The organism is Streptomyces purpureus (genome assembly GCF_014648195.1).
Classification (GTDB): Bacteria; Actinomycetota; Actinomycetes; order Streptomycetales; family Streptomycetaceae; genus Streptomyces; species Streptomyces purpureus.
Genome location: NZ_BMQQ01000003.1, coordinates 77,924 through 100,608 on the forward strand (window position 1 = coordinate 77,924; position 22,685 = coordinate 100,608).

Genomic DNA, 22,685 nt, shown 5'->3' on the forward strand with positions numbered 1-22,685 from the left:
TCAGTACGCCAGCGAGCGGTCGACGGCGTCGAGCACCCGGTCCAGGCCCGGCAGGTACTCCTCCTCCAGGCGCGCCGGCGGGTACGGCGCGTGGTAGCCGCCGACCCGCAGGACGGGGGCCTCCAGGTGGTAGAAGCAGCGCTCGGTGATCCGGGCGGCGATCTCCGCGCCGGAGCCGAAGAAGACGGGGGCCTCGTGGACGACGACCAGGCGGCGGGTCTTCTCGACCGACTTCTGGATGGCGTCGAAGTCGACGGGGGAGACCGAGCGGAGGTCGAGGACCTCGACGGACTTGCCCTCTTCCTGGGCGGCCGCGGCGGCCTCCAGGCAGACCTTCACCATGGGGCCGTAGGCGGCCAGGGTCAGGTCGGTGCCGTCGCGGACGACGCGGGCCTTGTGGAGCTCGCCGGGGATCGCCTCGGTGTCGACCTCGCTCTTGTCCCAGTAGCGGCGCTTGGGCTCGAAGAAGATCACCGGGTCGTCGCTCTGGATGGCCTGCTGGAGCATCCAGTAGGCGTCGCTGGAGTTCGACGGCGAGACGACCTTGAGGCCGGCGACGTGGGCGAAGAGCGCCTCGGGGGACTCGGAGTGGTGCTCGACCGCGCCGATGCCGCCGCCGTAGGGGATGCGGACGACGACCGGCAGCTTGATCTTGCCGAGGGCGCGGGCGTGCATCTTGGCGAGCTGGGTGACGATCTGGTCGTACGCGGGGAAGACGAAGCCGTCGAACTGGATCTCGACGACCGGGCGGTAGCCGCGCAGGGCCAGGCCGATCGCGGTGCCGACGATGCCGGACTCGGCGAGCGGGGTGTCGATGACCCGGTCCTCGCCGAAGTCCTTCTGCAGGCCGTCGGTGACGCGGAAGACACCGCCGAGCTTGCCGACATCCTCGCCCATGATCAGGACCTTGGGGTCGGTCTCCAGGGCCTTGCGCAGCGACTCGTTCAGCGCCTTGGCGAGGGGGAGCTTCTGTACAGCCATGGTTACTTGGCCTCCTCGGGCGCGGAGTCGGCGAACGACGCCTGGTAGGCGGCGAACTGCGCGCGCTCCTCGTCGACGAGCGCGTGTCCGTCGGCGTAGACGTTCTCGAAGATCGCCATGTGGTCGGGGTCGGGCATGGCGCGGACGGCTTCGCGGACGCGCTTGCCGAGGGCCTCGCTCTCGGCCTCCAGCTCCTCGAAGAAGGCGGCGTCGGCGTGGCCCTCGTTCTCGAGGTAGGCCTTCAGGCGCAGGATCGGGTCCTTGGCCTCCCACGCGGCGCGCTCCTCGTCGGCCCGGTACTTGGTCGGGTCGTCGGAGGTGGTGTGGGCGCCCATGCGGTAGGTGAAGGCCTCGACGAGGGTGGGGCCCTCGCCGCGGCGGGCGCGCTCCAGCGCGGAGCGGGTGACGGCCAGGCAGGCGAGGACGTCGTTGCCGTCGACGCGGACGCCGGGGAAGCCGAAGCCCTGGGCGCGCTGGTAGAGCGGGACGCGGGTCTGCTTCTCGGTGGGCTCGGAGATGGCCCACTGGTTGTTCTGGCAGAAGAAGACGACCGGGGCGTTGTAGACCGCGGAGAAGGTGAACGACTCGGCGACGTCGCCCTGGCTGGACGCGCCGTCGCCGAAGTAGGCGATGACGGCGGAGTCGGCGCCGTCCTTGGCGACGCCCATGGCGTAGCCGGTGGCGTGCAGCGTCTGCGAGCCGATCACGATCGTGTACAGGTGGAAATTGTTGCTGTTGGGGTCCCAGCCGCCGTGGTTCACGCCACGGAACATGCCCAGGAGGTTGGTCGGGTCGACCCCGCGGCACCAGGCGACGCCGTGCTCGCGGTAGGTGGGGAAGACGTAGTCGTCGTCCCGCAGGGCCCGGCCGGAGCCGATCTGGGCGGCTTCCTGGCCGAGCAGCGATGCCCACAGTCCGAGCTCGCCCTGGCGCTGCAGGGCGGTGGCCTCGGCGTCGAAGCGACGGGTGAGGACCATGTCGCGGTAGAGCCCGCGCAGTTCCTCGGCCGTCAGGTCGATGTCGTACTCAGGGTGCTGGACGCGCTCCCCCTCGGGCGTCAGCAGCTGTACGAGCTGGGGCTCGGAACTCTGTGGCTTCTTCGCGCCCGCGCTGGCGGTGCGCTTGGTGCCGCTGCTGCGTCGCGGCTTGCGCGCGGCAGTGCTCTCCACGGTCACGTGCGTGCTCCTCCGTCTGTCCGGCCCCCGGGGTCCGCCGGGAACCAGTGCGGCTCGCCTGTATCCGTACCCGTGGCACGGGGTGGGTGCGACTCGGCCGGGAACAGGCGTGACAGGTGCCCCGGCGAGTGCCCTGTCACAGGCACGTTACCCAGTGCTTCGCATTACTGCGAAACCCCATTTGACCTGCGATTTTGCTTGGATTTCCAAGTAAATCGAGGAATGCGGGAACAGCAGCTGGTCAGAGCGCTGGTTACAGCCTTGCAGGCCGCCGGAACACCGGCACGTTATCCCGGTCACCCCGGGCACGGGAAGAGTGAATATGTGAGACTGACTCCGTGCGCGAAGAAGGAAAAATCACCGTATTTCTACTGGATGACCACGAGGTCGTCCGGCGTGGCGTTCATGAACTTCTCTCCGTCGAGGACGACATCGAGGTCGTCGGTGAGGCCGGCACGGCGGCGGATGCCCTGGTCAGGATCCCTGCGACGCGCCCTGACGTGGCTGTGCTCGACGTCCGGCTGCCCGATGGCAGCGGTGTGGAGGTGTGCCGCGAAATCCGGTCGTTGGACGATGGCATCAAATGTCTGATGCTGACCTCCTTCGCGGACGACGAGGCCCTCTTCGACGCGATCATGGCGGGGGCCTCGGGTTATGTCCTGAAGGCGATCCGAGGCAATGAGCTGCTGCAGGCCGTACGGGACGTGGCGGCGGGCAAGTCGCTGCTGGATCCGGTGGCGACCGCGCGGGTGCTGGAGCGCCTGCGGGACGGAAACAGCCCCAAGGGGGACGACCGGCTGGCGAACCTGACCGAGCAGGAGCGCAAGATCCTGGATCTGATCGGGGAGGGGCTGACCAACCGGGCGATCGGCGAGCGGCTGCATCTCGCCGAGAAGACGATCAAGAACTACGTGTCCAGCCTGCTGTCCAAGCTGGGCATGGAGCGGCGGTCCCAGGCCGCCGCGTATGTGGCGCGAATGCAGGCCGAGCGCCGCTGACCCAAGATCGCACGAAAGGGTGCGGGCGCCGCGGCGGGTGGACCGAGAAGCTTTCGATCTTATCTCCATGAGAATCGAACCCCAGTTCGTCACTGTACGTAAGATCGAGCACTTCGGGGAGCGACAATCGGACCACGTTCCGTGATCTAACATCTGGCGAGTGCCGCGCTCATATGCACCCTCCCCGCCCGTCCCCGCTCTGCTCCGCCGCTACGCCGACGCCGGCGAACCGCTCTCGTGCGAACCCGTCACCCTCGGCCTGCTGAACCGCGGCTACCGCCTCGCCACCACCCGTGGCGCCTATTTCCTCAAGCACCATCTCGACGGCGATCACGAGGCCATCGCCCGCCAGCACCGCGCCACCCAGCGGCTCCAGTCGCTCGGGGTGCCGGTCGCCCCGCCCCTGGAGGACACCGACGGCGGCACGGTCACGGTGATCGGCGGACGCTGCTACGCCCTGCATCCCTGGGTCGACGGCCGCCACCGCGACGGCGCGCAGCTGACGACCGTGGAGTCGCGGCGCCTCGGCTCACTCCTGGGGCTCGTCCACACCTGCCTGGAGCGGGTGATGGAGCCGGGCCCGCGCCGGCGCTACGAGAGCGCCGACCCCGCCGACACCTACGGCGTCATCGACGAACTCCTCGGCCAGGTGCGCGCCCGGGTGCCCCGCGACAACTTCGACGAACTCGCCGAACACCGCCTGCTGGAGCGGCGGATCCTGCTGCGGGAGCACGCCCACCGGCGTCCGCCGCCCGCGGACGCCGGCGGCTGGGTGCACGGCGACTTCCATCCGCTGAACCTGCTCTACCGGGGAGCGGAGCCCGCCGCCATCGTCGACTGGGACCGGCTCGGCGTACAGCCCCGCGCGGAGGAGGCGGTACGGGCCGCTGCCATCTTCTTCGTACGGCCCGCGGGTGAACTGGAGTTGCCGAAGGTACGGGCGTATGCGCGCGCCTACCGGCGGGCCGCCAGTGCGGACGCGGCCGAACTGGCCGCGGCGGTGCACCGGGTGTGGTGGGAGCGGCTCAACGACTTCTGGATACTGCGCTGGCGGTACCAGCTGCACGACCGCAGGGCCGACCCGCAGTTTCCTGCGGTGTCGGCCCTGGCGGTGTGGTGGACCCGTGAGTACGCGGCCGTGTGCGAGGCGTTCACCGGGTGACGCACGGGGTGGGGCACCCGGTGAGAGGCGTGGCGCCGCCGGCGTCGGGTCAGCCGCTGCCCGTGCCGGCGGTGGTGCCCTTGGTGTCGGCGCCGGCGACCGTGCCGGTGCTGGTGCCCGTGCCGCTGCTGGTCCCGGTGTTGGTGTTGCTGCCGTTGCCGCCCTCGGAGGTTCCCTCGGTCGTCCCCTCCGTGGTCCCTTCCGTGGTGCCCTCGGTGGTGCCTTCCGTGGTCCCCTCGGTCGTCCCCTCGGTGGTGCCTTCCGTGGTCCCCTCCGAGGTGCCCGTACCGCCCTCGGTCGTTCCGGGCGACGAGGAGCTGCTGCCGGACGGCGTCGGGGGCTCGGTCTTGGGGTCGGACGGCCTCACCGGCGGCGGGTTGTGGTTCCAGTCGTCGTCGCCCGTGGAGGGGTCCTCCGGCTCGTCCGACGGCTCCTCCGACTTCTCCGAGGGGCTCGGCGAAGTCTGCGGCGTGCTCGGGCTGGTGGAGATGGTCGGCTTGTTCGTCGTCCCGCCCGAGGGCTGCTGCGCCTTGTTGACGGCGTAGACGACACCGGCGGTGATCGCGATCAGGGCGAGGGCGACGAGCAGCAGCAGCTTGCCCCGGCCGTCCTTCCCGCCCTGGCGGGCGTAACCGCCGTCGTAGCCGCCGTCGTCCGGGTTCATCGGCGGCAGGATCGCGCCCTGCGAGGTGTCGCCGTGGACCGGGTGCCCCATGACGGCGGTGGCCGCGGCCGTACCGCCGACGGGGGTGCCAGCGGCGTCGTGCATGTCCACCGGGCCGGTGTTCCACATGCCCGTGTGGCTGCCCTGCTGCTGGAGTCTGTCCAGCCCGTACTGGACCAGTCCGCGCATCTCCTCGGCGCTCTGGAACCGGTCGTCCGGGTCCTTGGCGAGGGAGCGCATGACCAGGCCGTCGAGCTCCGGCGGGCAGCCGCCGGCCACCTTCGACGGCGGCACGGGCGCGTCCTGGACGTGCTGGTAGACCACCGACAGCGGGGTCTCGCCGGTGAACGGCGGCCGCAGGGCCAGCAGTTCGTAGAGGAGACAGCCCGTGGCGTACAGGTCGGAGCGGTGGTCGACGGCCTTGCCCAGCGCCTGCTCGGGCGAGAGGTACTGCGGGGTGCCCATGACCATGCCGGTCTGGGTCATCGTCGACTGCGCGCCGTGCAGGGCGCGCGCGATGCCGAAGTCCATCACCTTCACCGCGCCGCTGTTGGTGATGATGACGTTGGCGGGCTTGATGTCACGGTGCACGATGCCGTGCTGGTGCGAGTAGGCCAGCGCCTCCAGCACCCCGGAGACGATGATGAGCGCCTGCTCGGGGCCCGGTGCCTCCGCGCTGATCAGCAGATCGCGGATGGTGCGTCCCTCGACCAGCTCCATCACGATGTACGGCACCGGGTGGCCGCTCACGATGTCCTCGCCGGAGTCGTACACCGCCACGATCGCGTGGTGGTTGAGCCCCGCGACGGACTGCGCCTCACGGGTGAAGCGGGCCTTGGAGACCGGGTCCTCGGCGAGGTCCGCGCGCAGCAGCTTCACGGCGACCGTGCGGCCGAGCCGTACGTCCTCCGCGGCGAAGACCTCCGCCATGCCGCCGCGTCCGAGACGGTGCGTCAGCCGGTAGCGGCCGTCGCCGACCAGCCCGCCGACGCCCCATGACTCCGCATCCGACACGCCGCCGCCTGCTTCGGGTTCGGGTGCCATCAGTCCTCGCCGTCGTTTCTGTCCGCGTGCTGTGTTCGCCTGCGCGGTTTCGAGTGCTACGCCATGTCACGCTACAGGCTTCCTACGACACCCCGGTCCGAGATGGGCGGGCCATCCAACCGGTTCCCCGTACACCGGTGCAAATTCGGTCCGGTTCCGGTAACGCTTCCGAGACGCTTCTTGTGCGTACGGTCACGGAACGGGCACCCGGCTTGACGTGTCGGTGCCCTGGGGCAGACTTGGCCCGTAAATTAAGGATCATCGCCGCCACGCGCGCGTAGGGGGAAGCAAGAATGAGCCAGGACGGCGCACAGGGCCGCTACGCAGGCGGTTCCGTCGCGGGCGGCCGGTACCAGCTTCGCGACCTGCTCGGCGAAGGCGGCATGGCGTCGGTCTATCTGGCCTACGACAGCGCGCTGGACCGGCAGGTCGCCATCAAGACGCTCCATACGGAGCTCGGGCGTGAGCAGTCGTTCCGGGAGCGCTTCCGCCGTGAGGCGCAGGCCGTCGCGAAGCTGTCACACACCAACATCGTGTCGGTCTTCGACACGGGCGAGGACGAGCTCGACGGCTCGCTGATGCCGTACATCGTCATGGAGTACGTCGAGGGGCAGCCCCTCGGGTCGGTGCTCCAGGCGGACATCCAGTCCTACGGCGCGATGCCGGCCGACAAGGCGCTGAAGGTGACGGCCGACGTGCTGGCCGCGCTGGAGACCAGCCACGAGATGGGCCTGGTCCACCGCGACATCAAGCCGGGCAACGTGATGATGACCAAGCGCGGCGTCGTCAAGGTGATGGACTTCGGTATCGCGCGCGCCATGCAGTCGGGTGTCACCTCGATGACGCAGACCGGCATGGTCGTCGGCACTCCGCAGTACCTCTCGCCCGAGCAGGCCCTCGGGCGGGGCGTGGACGCCCGGTCCGACCTGTACTCGGTCGGCATCATGCTCTTCCAGCTGCTGACGGGCCGTCTGCCGTTCGACGCGGACTCGCCGCTCGCCATCGCGTACGCACACGTCCAGGAGGAGCCGGTCGCGCCGTCCTCCATCAACCGCTCGGTGTCCCCGGCGATGGACGCACTCGTCGCCCGGGCCCTGAAGAAGAACCCGAACGAGCGCTTCCCGAGCGCGGCCGCCATGCGCGACGAGTGCCTGCGGGTGATGTCGGCCGGGCAGACGGGCGCGCCGGTCATCGTGGCGGGCGGTCCGGTCAGCAGCGGCTCGGGCGTGGGCTCGGCGGTGTTCCCGCCGGTCGGCCAGGGCACCCCCGCGCCGGGCCCGCACAGCGTGCAGACGCCGTACCAGGCGCCGCAGACGCAGCCCCCCGGCCCGTACGGTCCGCCGACCCCGGCTCCGACGCCGAGCTACGGCTACCCGCAGGCCGCCCCGACCCCGGCGCCCGGCCCGGCGTACCAGACCCCGGCTCCGTACAGCACGATGCCGCAGCAGCCCGTCGCGCGGTCGGGCGGCGGCGCGGGCGGCGGGAAGCGGAACATGCCGGTCGTCGTGGGCGCGATCGTGGTGGCGCTGATCGCCGTCGGCGGTGTGATCACGGCGATCTCGATGAAGGGCGACAACACGGAGGCGGGCTCCGGCGGGAACACCGGCGGGACGTCGGCGGCGCCCGGTCACAAGGGCCCCGACCTGACGAAGACGATCGACAAGAAGGAGTGCACCGAGCCGACCGAGTCCAGTGAGGACCCGGAGAAGTTCGAGCTGCCCGACTTCCGCTACAAGAACATCCAGTCGGTGAAGGAGTGCGTCCAGGCCGCCGGCTGGAAGATCATGAAGCAGACGCCGGTCGACGAGGCCACCTACGGCGAGGGGACGGTCCTCAACCAGTTCCCGCCGGCGGACTCGGACGTGAAGAAGGAAGAAATCGAGCTGACGCTGGAGATCTCCACGGGCAACCCGCCGCAGTAGCGGACCCCGGGGCGCCGTCGGCACGGCAGGCCCGGAGAGCCCGAAAGACAACCTGGTCGAAGGCCCGGCGCGGATGAGGCGCGCCGGGCCTTCGCTGCGTTTTGCCTCATTTGGCCCTGTATCGGGCGCTCTTCACGAGATGCCGGAAGTGTTCCGGCGTGTGACGCTGAGCGGGAACCTCGGCGGCTCGGCAGGGAGGGGGTCACCCGGTGACTCCAGGACTCCGCAGGCGCGCGACGGCACGGTGGGCGCGCTGGTCGCTCGCTCCGGCGGTCGCGGCGCTGCTGCTGTCCGCTCCCCCCGTCGCGTACGGGGCGGAGAGCGGGCCGCCACCGAACGGGCCGCATACAGCACAGGGCGGACAGGCGACCGGGCGCGGGCCGGGGGCTGGGCAAGGGTGGGGGGCCGGGACGCGGGTGCCGGGGGGCGCGTCACCGACGGGGGCCGTGTGGGGCCCGGGGGCGGGATCAGGCGCTGGGGCCGGGGCCGCTTGGCCTTCCGTACCGGCGTCGGCATCCGCGACGACCTCCACCTCGGCATCGGCATCGGCGCCGGCATCGGAACCGGCCGGTGGCGTCACCGGCCCGCCGGCCGGGGCCGCCACGCCGCCGGGGGCCCGGCCCGCAGCCGGTCCGGCGGCCGTGTCCAGGAAGCCGAGCCCGCCCGCCGAGCCGTCCGTCTCCGCGTCGCTCGCGGGGCGTCCGGCCGGGGAGGGGCGCGTACGGCCGGGGCGCAAGCCGGCGTCTCTCCAGAGCGCGGTGCCGGTGCGCCCGTCCGCCCCCGAGGACCCGGTTGGTACCAGAACCGCAACAGAGGAGGACCGCGAGGAGCAGCCGGACGCGACCGCGGAAGCGGTACCGGAGAGGGAGGAGACGCCTGCCGTCTCACCGCCGGCGACGGCTCCCGCGGCGGCCCGGGCGCATCTTCCGCGCACCGTCGCCACCCCTTCCGACCGGCAGGTTCCTGTGCTGACACTGGGCGCGGGGCTCACGATGGTCGGTCTCGGCATCGGTTTCCTCGGGGTGCGGCTCAGGCGCCGCTGAGCGCTCGCGGCGCCCCGCGTCCTCCTTGCGACGGACCTCCGCGTTCCCTCTCAGGTCGGTTGTCCACGAGGACATACTCGGTATACATACTGAGTATGTCGATCCGCCACGGCCTTCTGGCCCTCCTCGAACGCGGCCCGCGTTACGGCTCTCAGCTCCGTACGGAGTTCGAGTCCCGGACCGGCGCGACCTGGCCGCTCAACGTGGGCCAGGTCTACACGACACTCGGCCGCCTGGAGCGCGACGGCATGGTCGCCCAGAGCGGCGAGGACGACGCCGGCCACGCCCTCTACACGATCACCGAAGCGGGCCGGGAGGAGCTCAGGACCTGGTTCGAGCGCCCCGTGGACCGCACCAGTCCGGCCCGCGACGAGCTGGCCATCAAGCTGGCCATGGCGGTCGGCGCCTCGGGCGTCGACATCCGGGCCGTGATCCAGTCCCAGCGCCGGCACACCGTGAAGGCGATGCAGGACTACACCCGGCTCAAGTTCCAGGCGATCAGCGCCCTGGAAGGCGGCGGTCGGCAGGAACGCGACGACGTGGCATGGCTGCTCGTCCTGGAACAGCTGATCTTCCAGACCGAGGCCGAGGCCCGCTGGCTCGACCACTGCGAGGCCCGGCTGATCCGGCTCTCCCTGGCCGCCGCGCGGTCCGGCCCGACCGCCGCGGCAACACCGGCTGCCTCGACCGCCGTGACTGCCTCGACCACTTCCACAACCTCGGCCCCGGCAACCGCACACGACGCTGTGGCCACACCGACAGCCACGCCCGAACCCACCGCCGAGGTGGGCCGGACCCCACGGCGCTGACGCCGCCCGCGTCACCACCCGTCAATCCGCTCCGTAAACCGCTCCGTACGTCCCGTACGTCCCGTACGTCGGCGTACGTCCAAGGGGGACCCCTCTCCATGTCCGAACGATCGCAGCAGGCACAGCAGCCCGTGCTGCAGCTGCAGCAGCTGACCCGCGTCCACGGCTCCGGCGCCACCGAGGTGCACGCCCTGCGCGGCATCGACCTCGACGTCTTCCCCGGTGAACTCGTCGCCGTCATGGGCCCGTCCGGGTCCGGCAAGTCCACCCTGCTCACCATCGCGGGCGGGCTCGACTCCCCCACCTCGGGGCGGGTGATCGTCGAGAACACCGACATCACCTCCGGCGACCGCAAGGTCCTCTCGGCGCTGCGCCGCCGCAGCATCGGCTACGTCTTCCAGGACTACAACCTCATCCCGGCGCTCACCGCCGCCGAGAACGTGGCCCTGCCGCGCGAGCTCGACGGCGTCTCCGCCCGCAAGGCCCGCGTCGAAGCCCTCGCGGCGCTGGAGGAGATGGAGCTCGGCCACCTCGCCGACCGCTTCCCCGACGAGATGTCCGGCGGCCAGCAGCAGCGCATCGCCATCGCCCGCGCCCTCGTGGGCGACCGGCGCCTGGTCCTCGCGGACGAGCCGACCGGCGCCCTCGACTCCGAGACCGGCGAATCGGTCCTCGCCCTGCTGCGCGCCCGCTGCGACGCCGGAGCCGCCGGTGTCCTGGTCACCCACGAGCCCCGGTTCGCCGCCTGGGCCGACCGTGTGGTCTTCCTGCGCGACGGCGCCGTCGTCGACCAGACCGTCCGCAGCGACGCCGACTCGCTCCTGACCGGCCAGGCGGGCCAGCGGTGACGAACTGGTTCCACTCCTGGCGCGCCGCGGTGCGTATCGCCCGCCGTGACGCCTGGCGCTTCAAGGGACGCAGCTTCCTCGTCCTCGCGATGATCGCCCTGCCCATCCTCGGTGTGAGCGCCGCCGACCTCACCCTGCGCAGCTCCGAACTCTCCACGCAGGAAAAGCTGGAGCGCTCCCTGGGCGCCGCCGACGCCCGCCTCTCCGACCCCGAACTCGGCGGCGCTGCGATCCTGCAGAGCCCGGACGCCGAGAACTACGCCCCCGCCAAGGACTACGAGAACGCGCCCTGGCCCAGTGGCGGCACCGATGTCAGCAAGGCCGTCCCGGCCGGTGGCACCACCCTGGTGGACAGCTCGGGCGGCGCCAAGCTGCGTACGGCGCACGGTCTGCTGCAGACCGAGATACGTGAGCTGAAGGCCGCCGACCCGATGGCCCGGGGCATCATGACCCTCCAGCAGGGCCACTTCCCCAAGAAGTCCGACGAGGTCGCCGCGACCACCGCGTTCCTGGAGGCCAGCGGCCTGAAGGTGGGTCAGACCCTGACGGCCCGTGGCTTCGACCGTACGTACCGCATCGTCGGCGCCTACGAACTGCCCAGCGACCTGAAGAACAGCCAGGTCAACGCGCTTCCCGGCGCCTTCCTCGCGCCGTACGGGAAGGCCCTCGAGGCGGCCGGGCTGCAGTCGCAGGGGGTCTCCACCACGTATCTGCTCAAGATCGACGGTGGTTTCACGTGGAACATGGTCGTGGAGACCAACAAGAAGGGCGTGCTGGTCGCGTCCGCGGCCGTTCAGCTCAACCCGCCCGCCGACGCCGATGTGCCGCTCTTCCAGAAGGAGGGGTGGAACAACTACGAGCTGAGCGCGGGAGCGCAGGCCGCCGCGCTCGCCGCCATCGGCACGGTCGTCGGTCTCGCCATGCTGGAGATCTGCCTGCTCGCCGGTCCCGCGTTCGCCGTGGGCGCCCGCCGCTCGCGCCGCCAGCTCGGGCTCGTCGGCGCCAACGGCGGTGACCGCCGCCACATCCGCGCCATCGTGCTGGCCGGCGGACTGGTCATCGGTGTCGCCGCGGCCGTCATCGGCACGGTCCTCGGCATCGTCCTCACCTTCGCCCTCCAGCCGGTCCTCGAGGACTCCATGGGCAAGCGGTTCGGCAGCTTCGACGTCCGGCCGCTGGAACTGCTCGGCATCGCCCTGCTGGCCGTCCTCACCGGTCTGCTCGCCGCGATCGTCCCGGCGATCACCGCCTCCCGGCAGACCGTCCTCGCCTCGCTGACCGGCCGCCGTGGCGTACGCCGCAGCAGCCGCGTCCTGCCCGTCGTCGGACTCGTCGCGGTCGCGACCGGTGCCGCCATCGCGCTGTACGGCTCCGTCGTCAGCGACCAGTTCGTCATCGTCGCGGCCGGCAGCGCCCTCGCGGAGCTGGGCGTCGTCGCTCTCACCCCCGCCCTGGTCGGCCTCTTCGGCCGGCTCGGCCGCTGGATGCCGCTGTCGCCGCGGCTCGCCCTGCGGGACGCGGTCCGCAACCGGGGCCGTACGGCTCCCGCCGTCGCCGCCGTCCTGGCCGCCGTCGCGGGCACCGTCGCCGTCGCCACGTACGCGGCGAGCAGGGACGCCCAGGACCGGGCCACGTACCGGGCCGAACTGCCCTACGGCGCGGTCTCCGTGATGATCGACGAGGACGGCGGCCGGGACGTCCCGGCCGTACGCGAGGCGGTGCAGCGGCACTTCCCCGTCGACCTGCGCGCCGATGTCGACCGGATCGCGGTCGGCAAGGCGAACTGCTCCTCGATGTACTCCGGCGAAAAGGGCTGCGGGCGCTACGAGATCGTCGTCCCGAAGGCCAACGTGTGCCCGCTGTGGGCTTCGACCACCGACGGTTCGGACCCCTCGGAGCGGTTCACCAAGGAGCAGCGGCGTGACCTCGCCAAGGACTGGCGCTGCGCGTCGAGCAACGAAGGCGGCGCCTACATCGAGGGCGGGCTGCTGATCGCCGACGCCAAGCTGCTGAAGATCCTCGGCATCAACGACAGCGCGGCCGAGAAGGCCCTCGCCGACGGCAAGATCGTCTCGTTCGACAAGCGCCAGCTCGACAAGGCCGGGAAGATCGGCATCAAGCTGATCACCGACACCGAGGCGGCCGACCGGGCCAGTGAGAAGGGCCTGGAGGCACCCGGCGAGACCAAGACGTTCGGTACGTACCTGATGCCCGACGGCACCAAGAGCTACGGCCTCTCCGGCGTCATCAGCCCGGCCACGGCCAAGGAGGCCGGTCTGCGTGCCGTCCCGTACGGTGCGTTCTACTCCACCGATCAGATGCCCAGCAGCGAGCAGCGGCAGAAGCTCGACGCGGAGATCGCCCGGATCGGCAGCGCCGCCAACCTCCACCTGGAGGAAGGATTCGTCAGCAAGAACAGCATCGTGCTGCTCGCCCTGACGGTCTTCGCCGGTCTCATCACCATCGGCGCCGCCGGTATCGCCACCGGCCTCGCACAGGCCGACGCCGAGGCCGATCTGAAGACGCTCGCCGCCGTCGGCGCGCCGCCGCGGGTCCGCCGTACGCTCAGCGGATTCCAATGCGGGGTGGTGGCCGCGATGGGTGTGGTGCTCGGGTCGGCGGCCGGTGTCCTGCCGGCGGTCGGGCTGCGCCTCACCGAGGAGCGCCAGGAGCTGAAGTTCTACCAGCAGGCCCTGGACGGGGGCTGGGGCGGCGTCAACCCGCCGCATGTGCCCATCGTCGTCCCGTGGGAGACGCTGGCGGCCCTGCTGGTGGCGGTCCCGCTGGGGGCCGCGCTGCTGGCCGCGCTGGTCACCCGCTCCCGTGGCGCGCTGGCCCGCCGCGCGGCGACCTGACGGGCCCGGGCGGCCGTAGGCCCCGGTAGTCGTGCCCCCGTGGGAGGGTGGATCACCGTCCCACGGGGGCACACCGTGTCTGACAGCATGTGTGCGAGAGAATGGCGGCATGGAGATGCCGAGGAGTGAACGGTCGCAGGAGAGCCCCCAGGTCCTGGTGGTCGGACAGGACGGGATGGCGATCGGCGGCGCCGACGACGAGTCGCGCGAGGTTCCCGTGACGGACATGGTCGAACAGCCGGCGAAGGTCATGCGCATCGGCAGCATGATCAAGCAGCTCCTGGAGGAAGTCCGCGCGGCTCCTCTGGACGAGGCGAGCCGGGTCAGACTCAAGGACATCCACGCGAGCTCCGTGAAGGAGCTCGAGGACGGGCTGGCGCCGGAGCTGGTCGAGGAACTGGAGCGGCTGTCCCTGCCGTTCACCGACGAGGCCATCCCCTCGGAGGCGGAACTGCGCATCGCGCAGGCCCAGCTGGTGGGTTGGCTGGAGGGCCTCTTCCACGGCATCCAGACGGCCCTGTTCGCCCAGCAGATGGCGGCCCGCGCCCAGCTGGAGCAGATGCGCCGGGCGCTGCCGCCGGGCGGCTCCCACGAGGACAGCGACGAACCGGGCCACGCCGGGGTGCGGTCGGGGCCGTACCTGTAGCCGTATCCGCCGGACGTGCGGGTCAGGGCCCTGGAGCATCGGCTCCGGGGCCCTGATCCCTTGTTGGGCTGGTTGGCGTTCGCTCAGGCCGGCGCGGGACCCTGCGGGGCCACCAGCAGGACCTTGCCCACGTGGGCGCTCGTCTCCACGGCGCGGTGGCCCTCCGCGGCGTCCTGGAGCGGCAGCGTGCGGTCGACGACAGGCCGGACCGCGCCCGCGCCGATCAGCGGCCAGACATGCTCCCGTACGGCCGCGACGATCGCCGCCTTTTCGTGCAGCGGGCGGCTTCGCAGCGTCGTCGCCGTGATCGCGGCGCGCTTCGCCATCAGGGCGCCGATGTTCAACTCGCCCTTCACACCGCCCTGGAGACCGATGACGGCCAGGCGTCCGCTGACCGCGAGGGCGCGTACGTTCCGGTCCAGGTACTTCGCGCCGACGATGTCGAGGATGACATCCGCGCCCGCCCCGTCGGTCGCCTTGCGCAGCTCCTCCACGAAGTCCTGCTCGCGGTAGTCGATCAGGATGTCCGCGCCCAGCTCGGCGCAGCGGGCCAGCTTCGCCGGGCTGCCCGCGGTGACCGCGACCCGGGCGCCGACGGCCTTGGCGAGCTGGATCGCCATGGTGCCGATACCGCTCGCCCCGCCGTGCACCAGCAGCGTCTCGCCCGGCCGCAGGTGGGCGATCATGAAGATGTTGGACCAGACGGTCGCGGTCGCCTCCGGCAGCGCGGCCGCCGCGACCAGGTCGACGCCCTCGGGCACGGGCAGCAGCTGGCCGACGGGGACGACAACCCTCTGCGCGTACCCGCCGCCCACCAGCAGGGCGCACACCTCGTCGCCGACGGACCAGCCGGAGACCCCGGGACCGAGCTCGGCGATGCGGCCGGAGCATTCGAGGCCGGGGTACGGGGAAGAGCCGGGCGGGGGATCGTAGAAGCCCTGCCGTTGCAGCAGATCGGCGCGGTTGACGGCGGTGGCCGCCACCTCGACGAGCACCTCGCCCTCGCCGGGCACGGGATCGGGCACCTCGGACCAGACGAGCGCCTCGGGGCCACCGGGTTCCGGAATCGTGATCGCATGCATGGCGGCGAGGCTACTCGGGCGGGGTGGAGAGCGACGGGACCGGTCGCGCGCGCACGATCGTGATCAGCCGGTCGGTGAGCTGGAGCGGGTTGGCGGCCGGGTCGTCGTAGCCGAGCAGCCGGTGTCCGCGCAGCACGCTCACCACCAGGTCGTCGGTCTCCCGGGGGCTCTTGCCGACCTCGCTCTTTATCACCGGCCGCTCGACCAGATCGAGGCCCGATCCCTGCTGGATCAGGTCCTCCATCACCGTGCCGGCGCTGGGGCTGAGGACCGACAGGCCGAGCAGGCGGCCGGCGGCGCTCGCGCTGGTGATGACGGCGTCCGCACCGGACTGGCGCAGCAGCGGCGCGTTCTCCTCCTCACGGACCGCGGCGACGATCTTCGCGCCGCGGTTGAGCTGGCGGGCGGTGAGCGCCACCAGTACGGCCGTGTCGTCGCGCTGGGTGGCAATGACGATCTGGCGGGCCTTCTGGAGCTCCGCGCGCAGCAGGACGTCGCTGCGGGTGGCGTCGCCGATCACGCCGACGAAACCGTCTGCGTTGGCGGCCTCGATCACCTTGCTGCTGGGATCGACGATGACGATCTGGTCCTTCCGGAGACCGGTCGCGCAGAGCGTCTGGATGGCGGAGCGGCCCTTCGTGCCGAATCCGACGATGACGGTGTGGTCGCGCAAGGTGGCCCTCCAGCGGTTCAGCCGCCACTCCTCCCGGGTCCGTTCCGTGAGGACCTCGAGTGTCGTGCCGACCAGGATGATCAGGAATAGCACCCGCAGCGGGGTCACCAGCAGCACGTTCACCAGCCGTGCGCTGTCGCTGTGGGGAACGATGTCGCCGTAGCCCGTGGTGGAGAGGGTGACGGTCGCGTAGTAGACGGCGTCGAGCAGGTCGACGCTGCCGTCGGCGTTGTCGTGGTAGCCGGCGCGGTCGAGATAGACGATGACGACGGTCAGTACGAGTACCCCGAGGGCCATCAGCAGCCGCTTGCCGACCTGCCGCAGCGGGCGTTCGACGAGTTTGCGGGGGATTTTGACCCGCGCGGTGTCGATGTGCTCGTCGGCGGTGCGCGCGATGGCGTCGTGGCCGTGAAGTTTCACGTGAAACACACCCCTTCGGCCGGCCCCGTCGACGTCGCCGACCCCGCCGACCAGGGTAGGTCGAGGATCTCCAGTTCGTCCCCTGGCCGGGCGCCTCCGGGCGGTACGACGGCCAGACCGTCGGCGGCGGCGATGCCGCGCAGCATGGCGGGCCCGTTGTAGTGCAGCGGCAGGACCCCGCCCCGGCGGTGGGAGACCGGCACAAGCCGGGTGTCGTACGGGTGCCCCTGGACCTCTTCGTGCACGGGCACCCGGTACGGCTCCGGCTCCGGCCGGGCGGCCAGGGCGCGCAGCAGCGGTGCGGCGAGGGTGAGCAGGCCGGAGACGGCGGCGAGCGGGTTGCCGGGCAGTCCGACCAGATGCCTGCCGTCGGTGAGACGGGCGAGCAGCATGGGATGACCGGGGCGCACCTTCACGCCGTCGACGAGCAGTTCGGCGCCGGCCTTGCGCAGCACCGGGTGGACGTGGTCGACGGGTCCGGCCGCCGTGCCGCCGGTGGTGACGACGAGGTCCGCACCGGAGCCGGTGACGGCCTCGTGGAGGGCGTCGGCGGTGTCACCGACGCGCCGGACCGCGATGACGTCGGCACCGAGCGCCCCCAGCCAGGGGCCGAGCATCGGACCGAGTGCGTCGCGGATGAGCCCGTCGTGGGGGAGGCCTTCGGTGAGCAGTTCGTCGCCGAGGACCAGTACCTCCACGCGGGGGCGGCCGGCGGTGAGCAGCTCGTCGTACCCGGCGGCCGCGGCCAGGCCGAGTACGGCGGGACTGACCACGGAGCCCGCGGGCAGCAGCGGATCGCCGGTGCGGCACTCCTGGGCGCGCGGCCGGATGTCCTGGCCGGGGACGACGTCCCGCAGGGCGTGGAGCCGGCCGGCGGCGTCGATGCGGGAGTGCTCCCTGCGGATCACGGCGGTGGCGTCCTGGGGGATCCGGGCGCCGGTCGCGATCCGTACGGCGGTGCCGTCGGCGAGGGGCTCGGTGGGCGCGTGTCCGGCCAGGACGGAGTCGTCCTGGCGCGGCTCCCAGGGCCCGGGTCCGGCGACGACCCAGCCGTCCATCGCGGAGGTGTCGAACGACGGCAGGTCGGTGAGCGCGACCAGCGGCCCGGCCAGCACGCGCCCGAGCGCCTCCGCCAGGGGTACGGCAACCGCCTCCCGCGCGCTCCCGCGCCCGGCCCGCGCGGCGACGGCCCGGGCCTCGGGCCAGGTCGTGGAGCGGTGCGGCGCGACCGCGGAGGGCGAGGCGGGGGACGGGGCGGCCGCGGGGGCGGGGCCGGCGCCGGCCGGTGTGCTCTCCGGGTCTCCTGCGGGGGCGGCGGGCTGGGACGTCTCGTTCCTCGGGCCGGTGGGGCGGCCAGGGTCGGACGCGTCCGCGTACGGGCGCCGATCCGCCGCTGCCGGGGCGGGCCCGAGCAGGGCGAGGGCGTCGTGCATGCCGTCGGAGTCGTGCGGGGCGAGGGGGTCGGTCAGGGAGACGTGGGGGGCGGGCAGGGACGCCTGGGAGCCGGGCAGGGACGGGTTGGGGCCGGGCTGGTGGGCATGGGGGCCGGGCTGGTGGGCGTCCAGGCCGTGGGCGGCGTGGGCGGCGCGAGGGTCGGTCAAGGCGTGGTCCGAGCCGTGCGCGGCCTGGGCGGCGTGGGCGGCGCGAGGGTCGGTCAAGGCGTGGTCCGAGCCGTGCGCGGCCTGGGCGGCGAGCCCGTTCTGGGGGGCGTGCTCCTGGGACGTCATCCGGCCTCGGTGCCCTTGGTGTCGCCCGGCTGTGACTCGGCCGCCCAGCGGTTGGCGAGCGCGGCGGCCTTGCGCGCCGCGTCGGCGACGGCTTCGGGGCCACCGCCCGCCCCGGCCAGCCCGGCCGCGTAACCGACCAGGAAGGTCGTCAGCGGCGCGGCGGGCCGCGCCACGCCGTGGGCGGCGTCACGGGCCAGATCGAGCAGCACGCCGGTGTCGACGTCGATCTCGATGCCCAGTTCGTCCTTGACTGCGGTGATCCATTCGTCCAGCACGTTCCCATGCTCCCTGATGCGGGCGCGGGCCGCGGCAATGTCCCCCCAGGTGTCGCAGTCGAAGGAGGCCAGGGGCCGGGCGGCGACCCGGACGATTCGGAGTTCCTGGGTCAGAAGCCGCAGCGGCAGCCCCGAGAGGCTGCCGTGTTCGGTGGCGGCGAGGGCCAGCTCCCGCCGGAGCGGCTCCGTCCGGTACGCCGCGACGAGCGGCTGGTCCCGGCCGTCCGGGTCCACGCAGAGCGCCGCTTCCGCGCCGGCCTCCCGCCGCAGGGCGTGGAGCAGGTCCGCCACCGTCTCCTCGCCCAGGAAGGGCAGGTCGGCGGAGAGTACGAGGACGGTGTCGGCCCGGGCCTGCCGGACCCCGGCGTCGAGGGCGGCGAGCGGTCCGCCGCCGGGCGGGTCCTCGCGGGCCCAGACGACGGGCCGGGCGGTAGGCCTTCGCCCGCCGACGACGACGGTGCGCCCGGCGGTCCGGCACGCGGTCAGGACGCGGTCGAGCAGGGCGCGGCCGCCCACGCTCAGCGCGGGCTTGTCCGCCCCGCCGAGCCGCTTCGCGGCGCCCCCGGCGAGCACAATGGCGTCATACGCGGTCACCCCAGCAGTATGGTCCGCGCCCCGCCCGCCGGGGGAGCCGGTGCGGCTAAAGCGTCCTCAGCAGCACCACCGGCTGTTCCACGCAGTCCGCGACGTACCGCAGGAAGCCGCCCGCCGTACCGCCGTCGCAGACGCGGTGGTCGAAGGTGAGCGACAGCTGGACCACCTGGCGGACCGCCAGTTCGCCCTGGTGGACCCAGGGCTTGGGGATGATCCGGCCGACCCCGAGCATCGCCGCCTCCGGGTGGTTGATGATCGGTGTGGAGCCGTCGACCCCGAACACGCCGTAGTTGTTCAGCGTGAACGTCCCACCGGTCAGATCCGCCGGCGTCAGCGTGCCCTGCCGGGCCACCTCGGTCAGCCGGGCGAACTCGTCGGTGAGCGATTCGGCCGAGCGGGCCTGCGCGTCGCGGACCACCGGCACGACCAGGCCGCGGTCGGTCTGCGCCGCGAACCCGAGGTGCACGGCGGGCAGCCGGACGATCTCCCGCGTGGCCATGTCGACCGTGGAGTTGAGCTCCGGGTGGCGGGCGAGCGCGGCCGTGCAGATACGGGCGAGCAGCGCCAGCAGCGAGACCTTCGGCCCGCCCGCCGCGTTCATCGCGGCGCGGGCCGCCATGAGTTCGGTGGCGTCGGCGTCCACCCAGCAGGTCGCGTCCGGGATCTCCGTACGGCTGCGGGAGAGCTTGTCCGCGACGGCGCCGCGTACGCCGCGCAGCGGGATCCGCTCGCCGGTGAGCCCGGCGCCGGCCGCCGGGGCGGTGGCTGCGGGCGGCGCGGTGACGGGTGCCTCGGCGGCGCGGATCGCCTGCTCGACGTCCGCCCGCAGGATCAGCCCGTCGGGCCCGGAGCCCTGCAAGGACCGCAGGTCGAGGCCCTTCTCCCGGGCGAGCTTGCGAACGAGCGGCGAGATCACCGGGACGGGCCCGGACGCCTCGCGCACCGCCGCTACGGAGGGCGCGGGGGCCGTGGAGGCTACGGGGGCTGCCGGAGCGACGGGAGCTGCGGACGTGGCGGGCCCGGTGAGGCTGGTGGGGCGTACCCGGCGGCGGCGGGCGGCAGGAGCGCCGGTGCCGTAGCCGACGAGCACATTGCCGGAGCCTTCGCCGGACGAGCCGGCAGCCGTCGGCGGGGCGGAGGCACCCTGGGGCGCCGCGCCGGGCGTTGCTCCGTCGACGGGTCCGACCGCCACGGTCAGCAGGGGCGCACCGACAGGCAGTTCGGTGCCCTCCTCGCCGAAGCGGGCGGTGACCACGCCCCCGTAGGGGCAGGGGACCTCCACCATCGCCTTGGCGGTCTCGACCTCGACGACGGGCTGGTCGATGGCGACGACGTCGCCGACGGCTACGAGCCAGCGCACGATCTCCGCCTCGGTGAGTCCCTCACCGAGGTCGGGCAGCTTGAACTCCAGGACCTGGGCCATCAGCTCCCCGCCTCCCACTGCAGGCGCGCAACCGCGTCCAGGACCCGGTCCACGCCAGGCAGGTGGTGCCGCTCCAGCATGGGCGGCGGATAGGGGATGTCGAAGCCGGCCACCCGCAGCACCGGGGCCTCCAGGTGGTGGAAGCAGCGCTCGGTGATCCGTGCGGCGATCTCGCCGCCGGGTCCGCCGAAGCCGGTCGACTCATGGACGACGACGGCCCGGCCGGTGCGCCGTACGGAGGCGCAGACGGTCTCGTCGTCGAACGGCACCAGCGAACGCAGGTCGACGACCTCCAGGTCCCAGCCCTCGGCCTGGGCGGCCTCGGCGGCCTCCAGGCAGACCGGCACGGACGGACCGTAGGTCACGAGGGTCGCGCTGCGGCCGGTGCGGCGCACGACCGCCTTGCCGATCGGCTCGACGGCGGTGGGCGCCTCGGGCGACCAGGCCGCCTTGGACCAGTAGAGCCGCTTGGGCTCCAGGAAGACCACAGGGTCGTCGGAGGCGATGGCCGCCCGCAGCAGCCCGTAGGCGTCCTCGACGGTGGCGGGGGTGACGACATGGAGCCCCGGAGTCGCCATGTAGTACGCCTCGGAGGAGTCGCTGTGGTGCTCGACGCCGCCGATCCCGCCGCCGTACGGCACCCGGATGACCATCGGCATCGGCATCGCGCCGCGCGTGCGGTTGCGCATCCGGGAGACGTGGCTGATCAGCTGCTCGAAGGCGGGGTAGGCGAAGGCGTCGAACTGCATCTCGACCACGGGCCGCAGCCCGTACATGGCCATGCCGACGGCCGTCCCCAGGATGCCCGCCTCGGCGAGCGGTGTGTCGGTGCAGCGGTCCTCACCGAACTCCTTGGCGAGGCCGTCCGTGACCCGGAAGACGCCGCCGAGCGTGCCGACGTCCTCACCCATCACATGGACGGTCGGGTCCTCGGCCATCGCGTCGCGCATGGCGCGCTGCAGCGCCTGCGCCATCGTGGCGGGCTTGGCCGCTGCCAGCGTCGTCGTCATCGCACATCACCTTCGGTGCCTGCCGAGGCGTCGTCGCCCGCGGCGTCCAGCTCGGCGCGCAGCTGCGCGGCCTGCTCACGCAGCTGGGCGGTCTGCTCGGCGTAGACATGGGCGAACAGGTCCATCGGGTCGAGGACCGGCTCGGCGTTCATCCGCTCGCGCAGCGCCGCGGCCATCGTCTCGGCGGCCTCGGCGGCCTGCCGCTTGCCTTCCTCGTCGAGCATCCCGCGCTCCGTCAACTCCCGCTCGAGGAGCAGGATCGGGTCATGGGCCCGCCAGGCCTCGACCTCGCTGTCCCCGCGGTAGCGGGTGGCGTCGTCGGCGTTGGTGTGGGCGTCGATCCGGTACGTCACCGCCTCCACCAGCGTCGGTCCGCCGCCGCGCCGGGCGCGGGCGACCGCCTCGGAGAGCACCTGGTGGACCGCGACGGCGTCGTTGCCGTCGACGAGCCGGCCAGGCATGCCGTATCCGACGGCCTTGTGGGCCAGGGAGGGGGCGGCGGTCTGCTTGGCGAGCGGTACGGAGATCGCGAAGCCGTTGTTCTGTACGAGGAAGACCACGGGGGCCTGCCAGACGGCGGCGAAGTTCAGTGCCTCGTGGAAGTCGCCCTCGCTGGTGCCGCCGTCGCCGACCATGGCGAGGGCGACGACGTCGTCGCCCTTGAGGCGGGCCGCGTGCGCCAGACCGACGGCGTGCGGCAGCTGGGTGGCCAGCGGCGTGCACAGCGGTGCGACGCGGTGCTCGTGCGGGTCGTAGCCGGTGTGCCAGTCGCCGCGCAGCAGGGTGAGCGCCTGGACGGGGTCGAGGCCGCGCGCGACGGCCGCGAGCGTGTCGCGGTAGGAGGGAAACAGCCAGTCGCGGTCCTCGAGGGCCAGCGCGGCCGCGACCTCGCAGGCCTCCTGGCCGGTGCTCGACGGGTAGACCGCGAGCCGCCCCTGCTTGGTGAGGGCGGTCGCCTGCGCGTTGTAGCGGCGGCCGCGCACCAGCTCGGCGTAGAGCCGCCGCAGCAGCTCGGGGTCGGCCGTGGCGACGGCGTCCGTGCCGAGCACCCGGTGGGGCTCGGCCTCGGGGAGCAGCGGCGCGGGGTCCGTGCGCGGCTTCCACGCCGGGGGCGGGGTGGGCCGGTAGGCACTGGCGGCACCGGGCAGCTCTTGGACTGTCGAACTGCTCTGTTTCAACGAGTCCACCTCCTCATGGGAGCGGGCATAAGACCCGAAGGCGGTGGGCGCGAGTGTGGCGCGCCTCACCTACCGATTGTTCGGTCGTGGACGCATTTTGGCTACAGGCGCCTCCAGCCTGTGGACAAACGGTTCTCCACAGCCTGGGATAGAGAC

Annotated in this window: 18 protein-coding genes; 8 read left to right on the forward strand and 10 right to left on the reverse strand. The window is 72.4% G+C overall.

What is annotated here, in order from left to right; all coding sequences use genetic code 11:
- Both IEZ01_RS05855 and pdhA (IEZ01_RS05860) read right to left on the reverse strand, forming a co-directional pair.
- Positions 1–981 carry an alpha-ketoacid dehydrogenase subunit beta gene (locus IEZ01_RS05855; RefSeq protein WP_019887943.1) on the reverse strand — a complete coding sequence of 327 codons (981 nt, stop codon included), beginning with the start codon at positions 979–981 and terminating at the stop codon, positions 1–3.
- A gap of 2 nt (positions 982–983) precedes the next feature.
- A complete protein-coding gene (gene pdhA, locus IEZ01_RS05860) occupies positions 984–2,156 on the reverse strand; it encodes a pyruvate dehydrogenase (acetyl-transferring) E1 component subunit alpha (protein WP_019887942.1) in 1,173 nt (390 codons plus the stop codon).
- A 338-nt stretch (positions 2,157–2,494) separates the two neighbouring features.
- On the opposite strand from pdhA (IEZ01_RS05860), the gene IEZ01_RS05865 reads away from it, so the two are divergent.
- Both IEZ01_RS05865 and IEZ01_RS05870 read left to right on the forward strand, forming a co-directional pair.
- Positions 2,495–3,154 (forward strand): response regulator, encoded by a 660-nt coding sequence (locus tag IEZ01_RS05865; protein ID WP_019887941.1) that lies wholly within the window; start codon positions 2,495–2,497, stop codon positions 3,152–3,154.
- 160 nt (positions 3,155–3,314) lie between these two features.
- The gene (locus IEZ01_RS05870; RefSeq protein WP_189200300.1) at positions 3,315–4,316 is read left to right on the forward strand and encodes a phosphotransferase; all 1,002 of its coding nucleotides are present in this window, start codon (positions 3,315–3,317) and stop codon (positions 4,314–4,316) included.
- Between the two features lie 49 nt (positions 4,317–4,365).
- Here IEZ01_RS05870 and IEZ01_RS05875 read toward each other — a convergent pair whose 3' ends face one another.
- Positions 4,366–6,024: a protein kinase domain-containing protein gene (locus IEZ01_RS05875; RefSeq protein WP_189200302.1), complete on the reverse strand. Its 1,659-nt coding sequence runs from the start codon at positions 6,022–6,024 to the stop codon at positions 4,366–4,368.
- Positions 6,025–6,317: 293 nt separating this feature from the next.
- Here IEZ01_RS05875 and IEZ01_RS05880 point away from each other — a divergent pair, with 293 nt between their 5' ends.
- The 6 genes from IEZ01_RS05880 (at position 6,318) to IEZ01_RS05905 (ending at position 14,147) form a co-directional block, all read left to right on the forward strand.
- Positions 6,318–7,946 (forward strand): protein kinase domain-containing protein, encoded by a 1,629-nt coding sequence (locus tag IEZ01_RS05880; protein ID WP_189200304.1) that lies wholly within the window; start codon positions 6,318–6,320, stop codon positions 7,944–7,946.
- 641 nt (positions 7,947–8,587) lie between these two features.
- Entirely contained in the window at positions 8,588–8,989 is a 402-nt protein-coding gene (locus IEZ01_RS05885) for a hypothetical protein (protein ID WP_189200307.1), read from the forward strand.
- 95 nt (positions 8,990–9,084) lie between these two features.
- Positions 9,085–9,798 carry a PadR family transcriptional regulator gene (locus tag IEZ01_RS05890; protein ID WP_189200309.1) on the forward strand — a complete coding sequence of 238 codons (714 nt, stop codon included), beginning with the start codon at positions 9,085–9,087 and terminating at the stop codon, positions 9,796–9,798.
- A gap of 98 nt (positions 9,799–9,896) precedes the next feature.
- Positions 9,897–10,646, forward strand: a complete 750-nt coding sequence (locus IEZ01_RS05895; protein ID WP_019887935.1) for an ABC transporter ATP-binding protein — start codon at positions 9,897–9,899, stop codon at positions 10,644–10,646.
- Positions 10,643–13,501 carry an FtsX-like permease family protein gene (locus tag IEZ01_RS05900; protein WP_189200311.1) on the forward strand — a complete coding sequence of 953 codons (2,859 nt, stop codon included), beginning with the start codon at positions 10,643–10,645 and terminating at the stop codon, positions 13,499–13,501. The genes IEZ01_RS05895 and IEZ01_RS05900 overlap by 4 nt, the downstream gene beginning before the upstream one ends.
- A 109-nt stretch (positions 13,502–13,610) precedes the next feature.
- Positions 13,611–14,147: a bacterial proteasome activator family protein gene (locus IEZ01_RS05905; protein ID WP_019887933.1), complete on the forward strand. Its 537-nt coding sequence runs from the start codon at positions 13,611–13,613 to the stop codon at positions 14,145–14,147.
- A gap of 83 nt (positions 14,148–14,230) precedes the next feature.
- Here IEZ01_RS05905 and IEZ01_RS05910 read toward each other — a convergent pair whose 3' ends face one another.
- Genes IEZ01_RS05910 through pdhA (IEZ01_RS05940) form a run of 7 tightly spaced genes read right to left on the reverse strand, consistent with a single transcriptional unit; the run spans position 14,231 to position 22,538 of the window.
- Complete coding sequence (locus IEZ01_RS05910; protein WP_019887932.1) at positions 14,231–15,229, reverse strand: NAD(P)H-quinone oxidoreductase; 999 nt, start codon at positions 15,227–15,229, stop codon at positions 14,231–14,233.
- A gap of 10 nt (positions 15,230–15,239) precedes the next feature.
- Positions 15,240–16,322, reverse strand: a complete 1,083-nt coding sequence (locus IEZ01_RS05915) for a potassium channel family protein (protein ID WP_019887931.1) — start codon at positions 16,320–16,322, stop codon at positions 15,240–15,242.
- Positions 16,319–18,049 carry a molybdopterin molybdotransferase MoeA gene (locus tag IEZ01_RS05920; RefSeq protein ID WP_189200313.1) on the reverse strand — a complete coding sequence of 577 codons (1,731 nt, stop codon included), beginning with the start codon at positions 18,047–18,049 and terminating at the stop codon, positions 16,319–16,321. The genes IEZ01_RS05915 and IEZ01_RS05920 overlap by 4 nt, the downstream gene beginning before the upstream one ends.
- Entirely contained in the window at positions 18,046–18,918 is an 873-nt protein-coding gene (locus IEZ01_RS05925) for an NTP transferase domain-containing protein (RefSeq protein WP_019887929.1), read from the reverse strand. Before IEZ01_RS05925 ends, IEZ01_RS05920 begins: the two co-directional genes overlap by 4 nt.
- A gap of 46 nt (positions 18,919–18,964) precedes the next feature.
- Positions 18,965–20,341: a dihydrolipoamide acetyltransferase family protein gene (locus IEZ01_RS05930; protein ID WP_373287568.1), complete on the reverse strand. Its 1,377-nt coding sequence runs from the start codon at positions 20,339–20,341 to the stop codon at positions 18,965–18,967.
- Entirely contained in the window at positions 20,341–21,351 is a 1,011-nt protein-coding gene (locus IEZ01_RS05935) for an alpha-ketoacid dehydrogenase subunit beta (RefSeq protein ID WP_189200317.1), read from the reverse strand. Before IEZ01_RS05935 ends, IEZ01_RS05930 begins: the two co-directional genes overlap by 1 nt.
- Positions 21,348–22,538 carry a pyruvate dehydrogenase (acetyl-transferring) E1 component subunit alpha gene (gene pdhA / locus IEZ01_RS05940; RefSeq protein WP_019887926.1) on the reverse strand — a complete coding sequence of 397 codons (1,191 nt, stop codon included), beginning with the start codon at positions 22,536–22,538 and terminating at the stop codon, positions 21,348–21,350. The genes IEZ01_RS05935 and pdhA (IEZ01_RS05940) overlap by 4 nt, the downstream gene beginning before the upstream one ends.
- Positions 22,539–22,685: the final 147 nt, after the last annotated feature.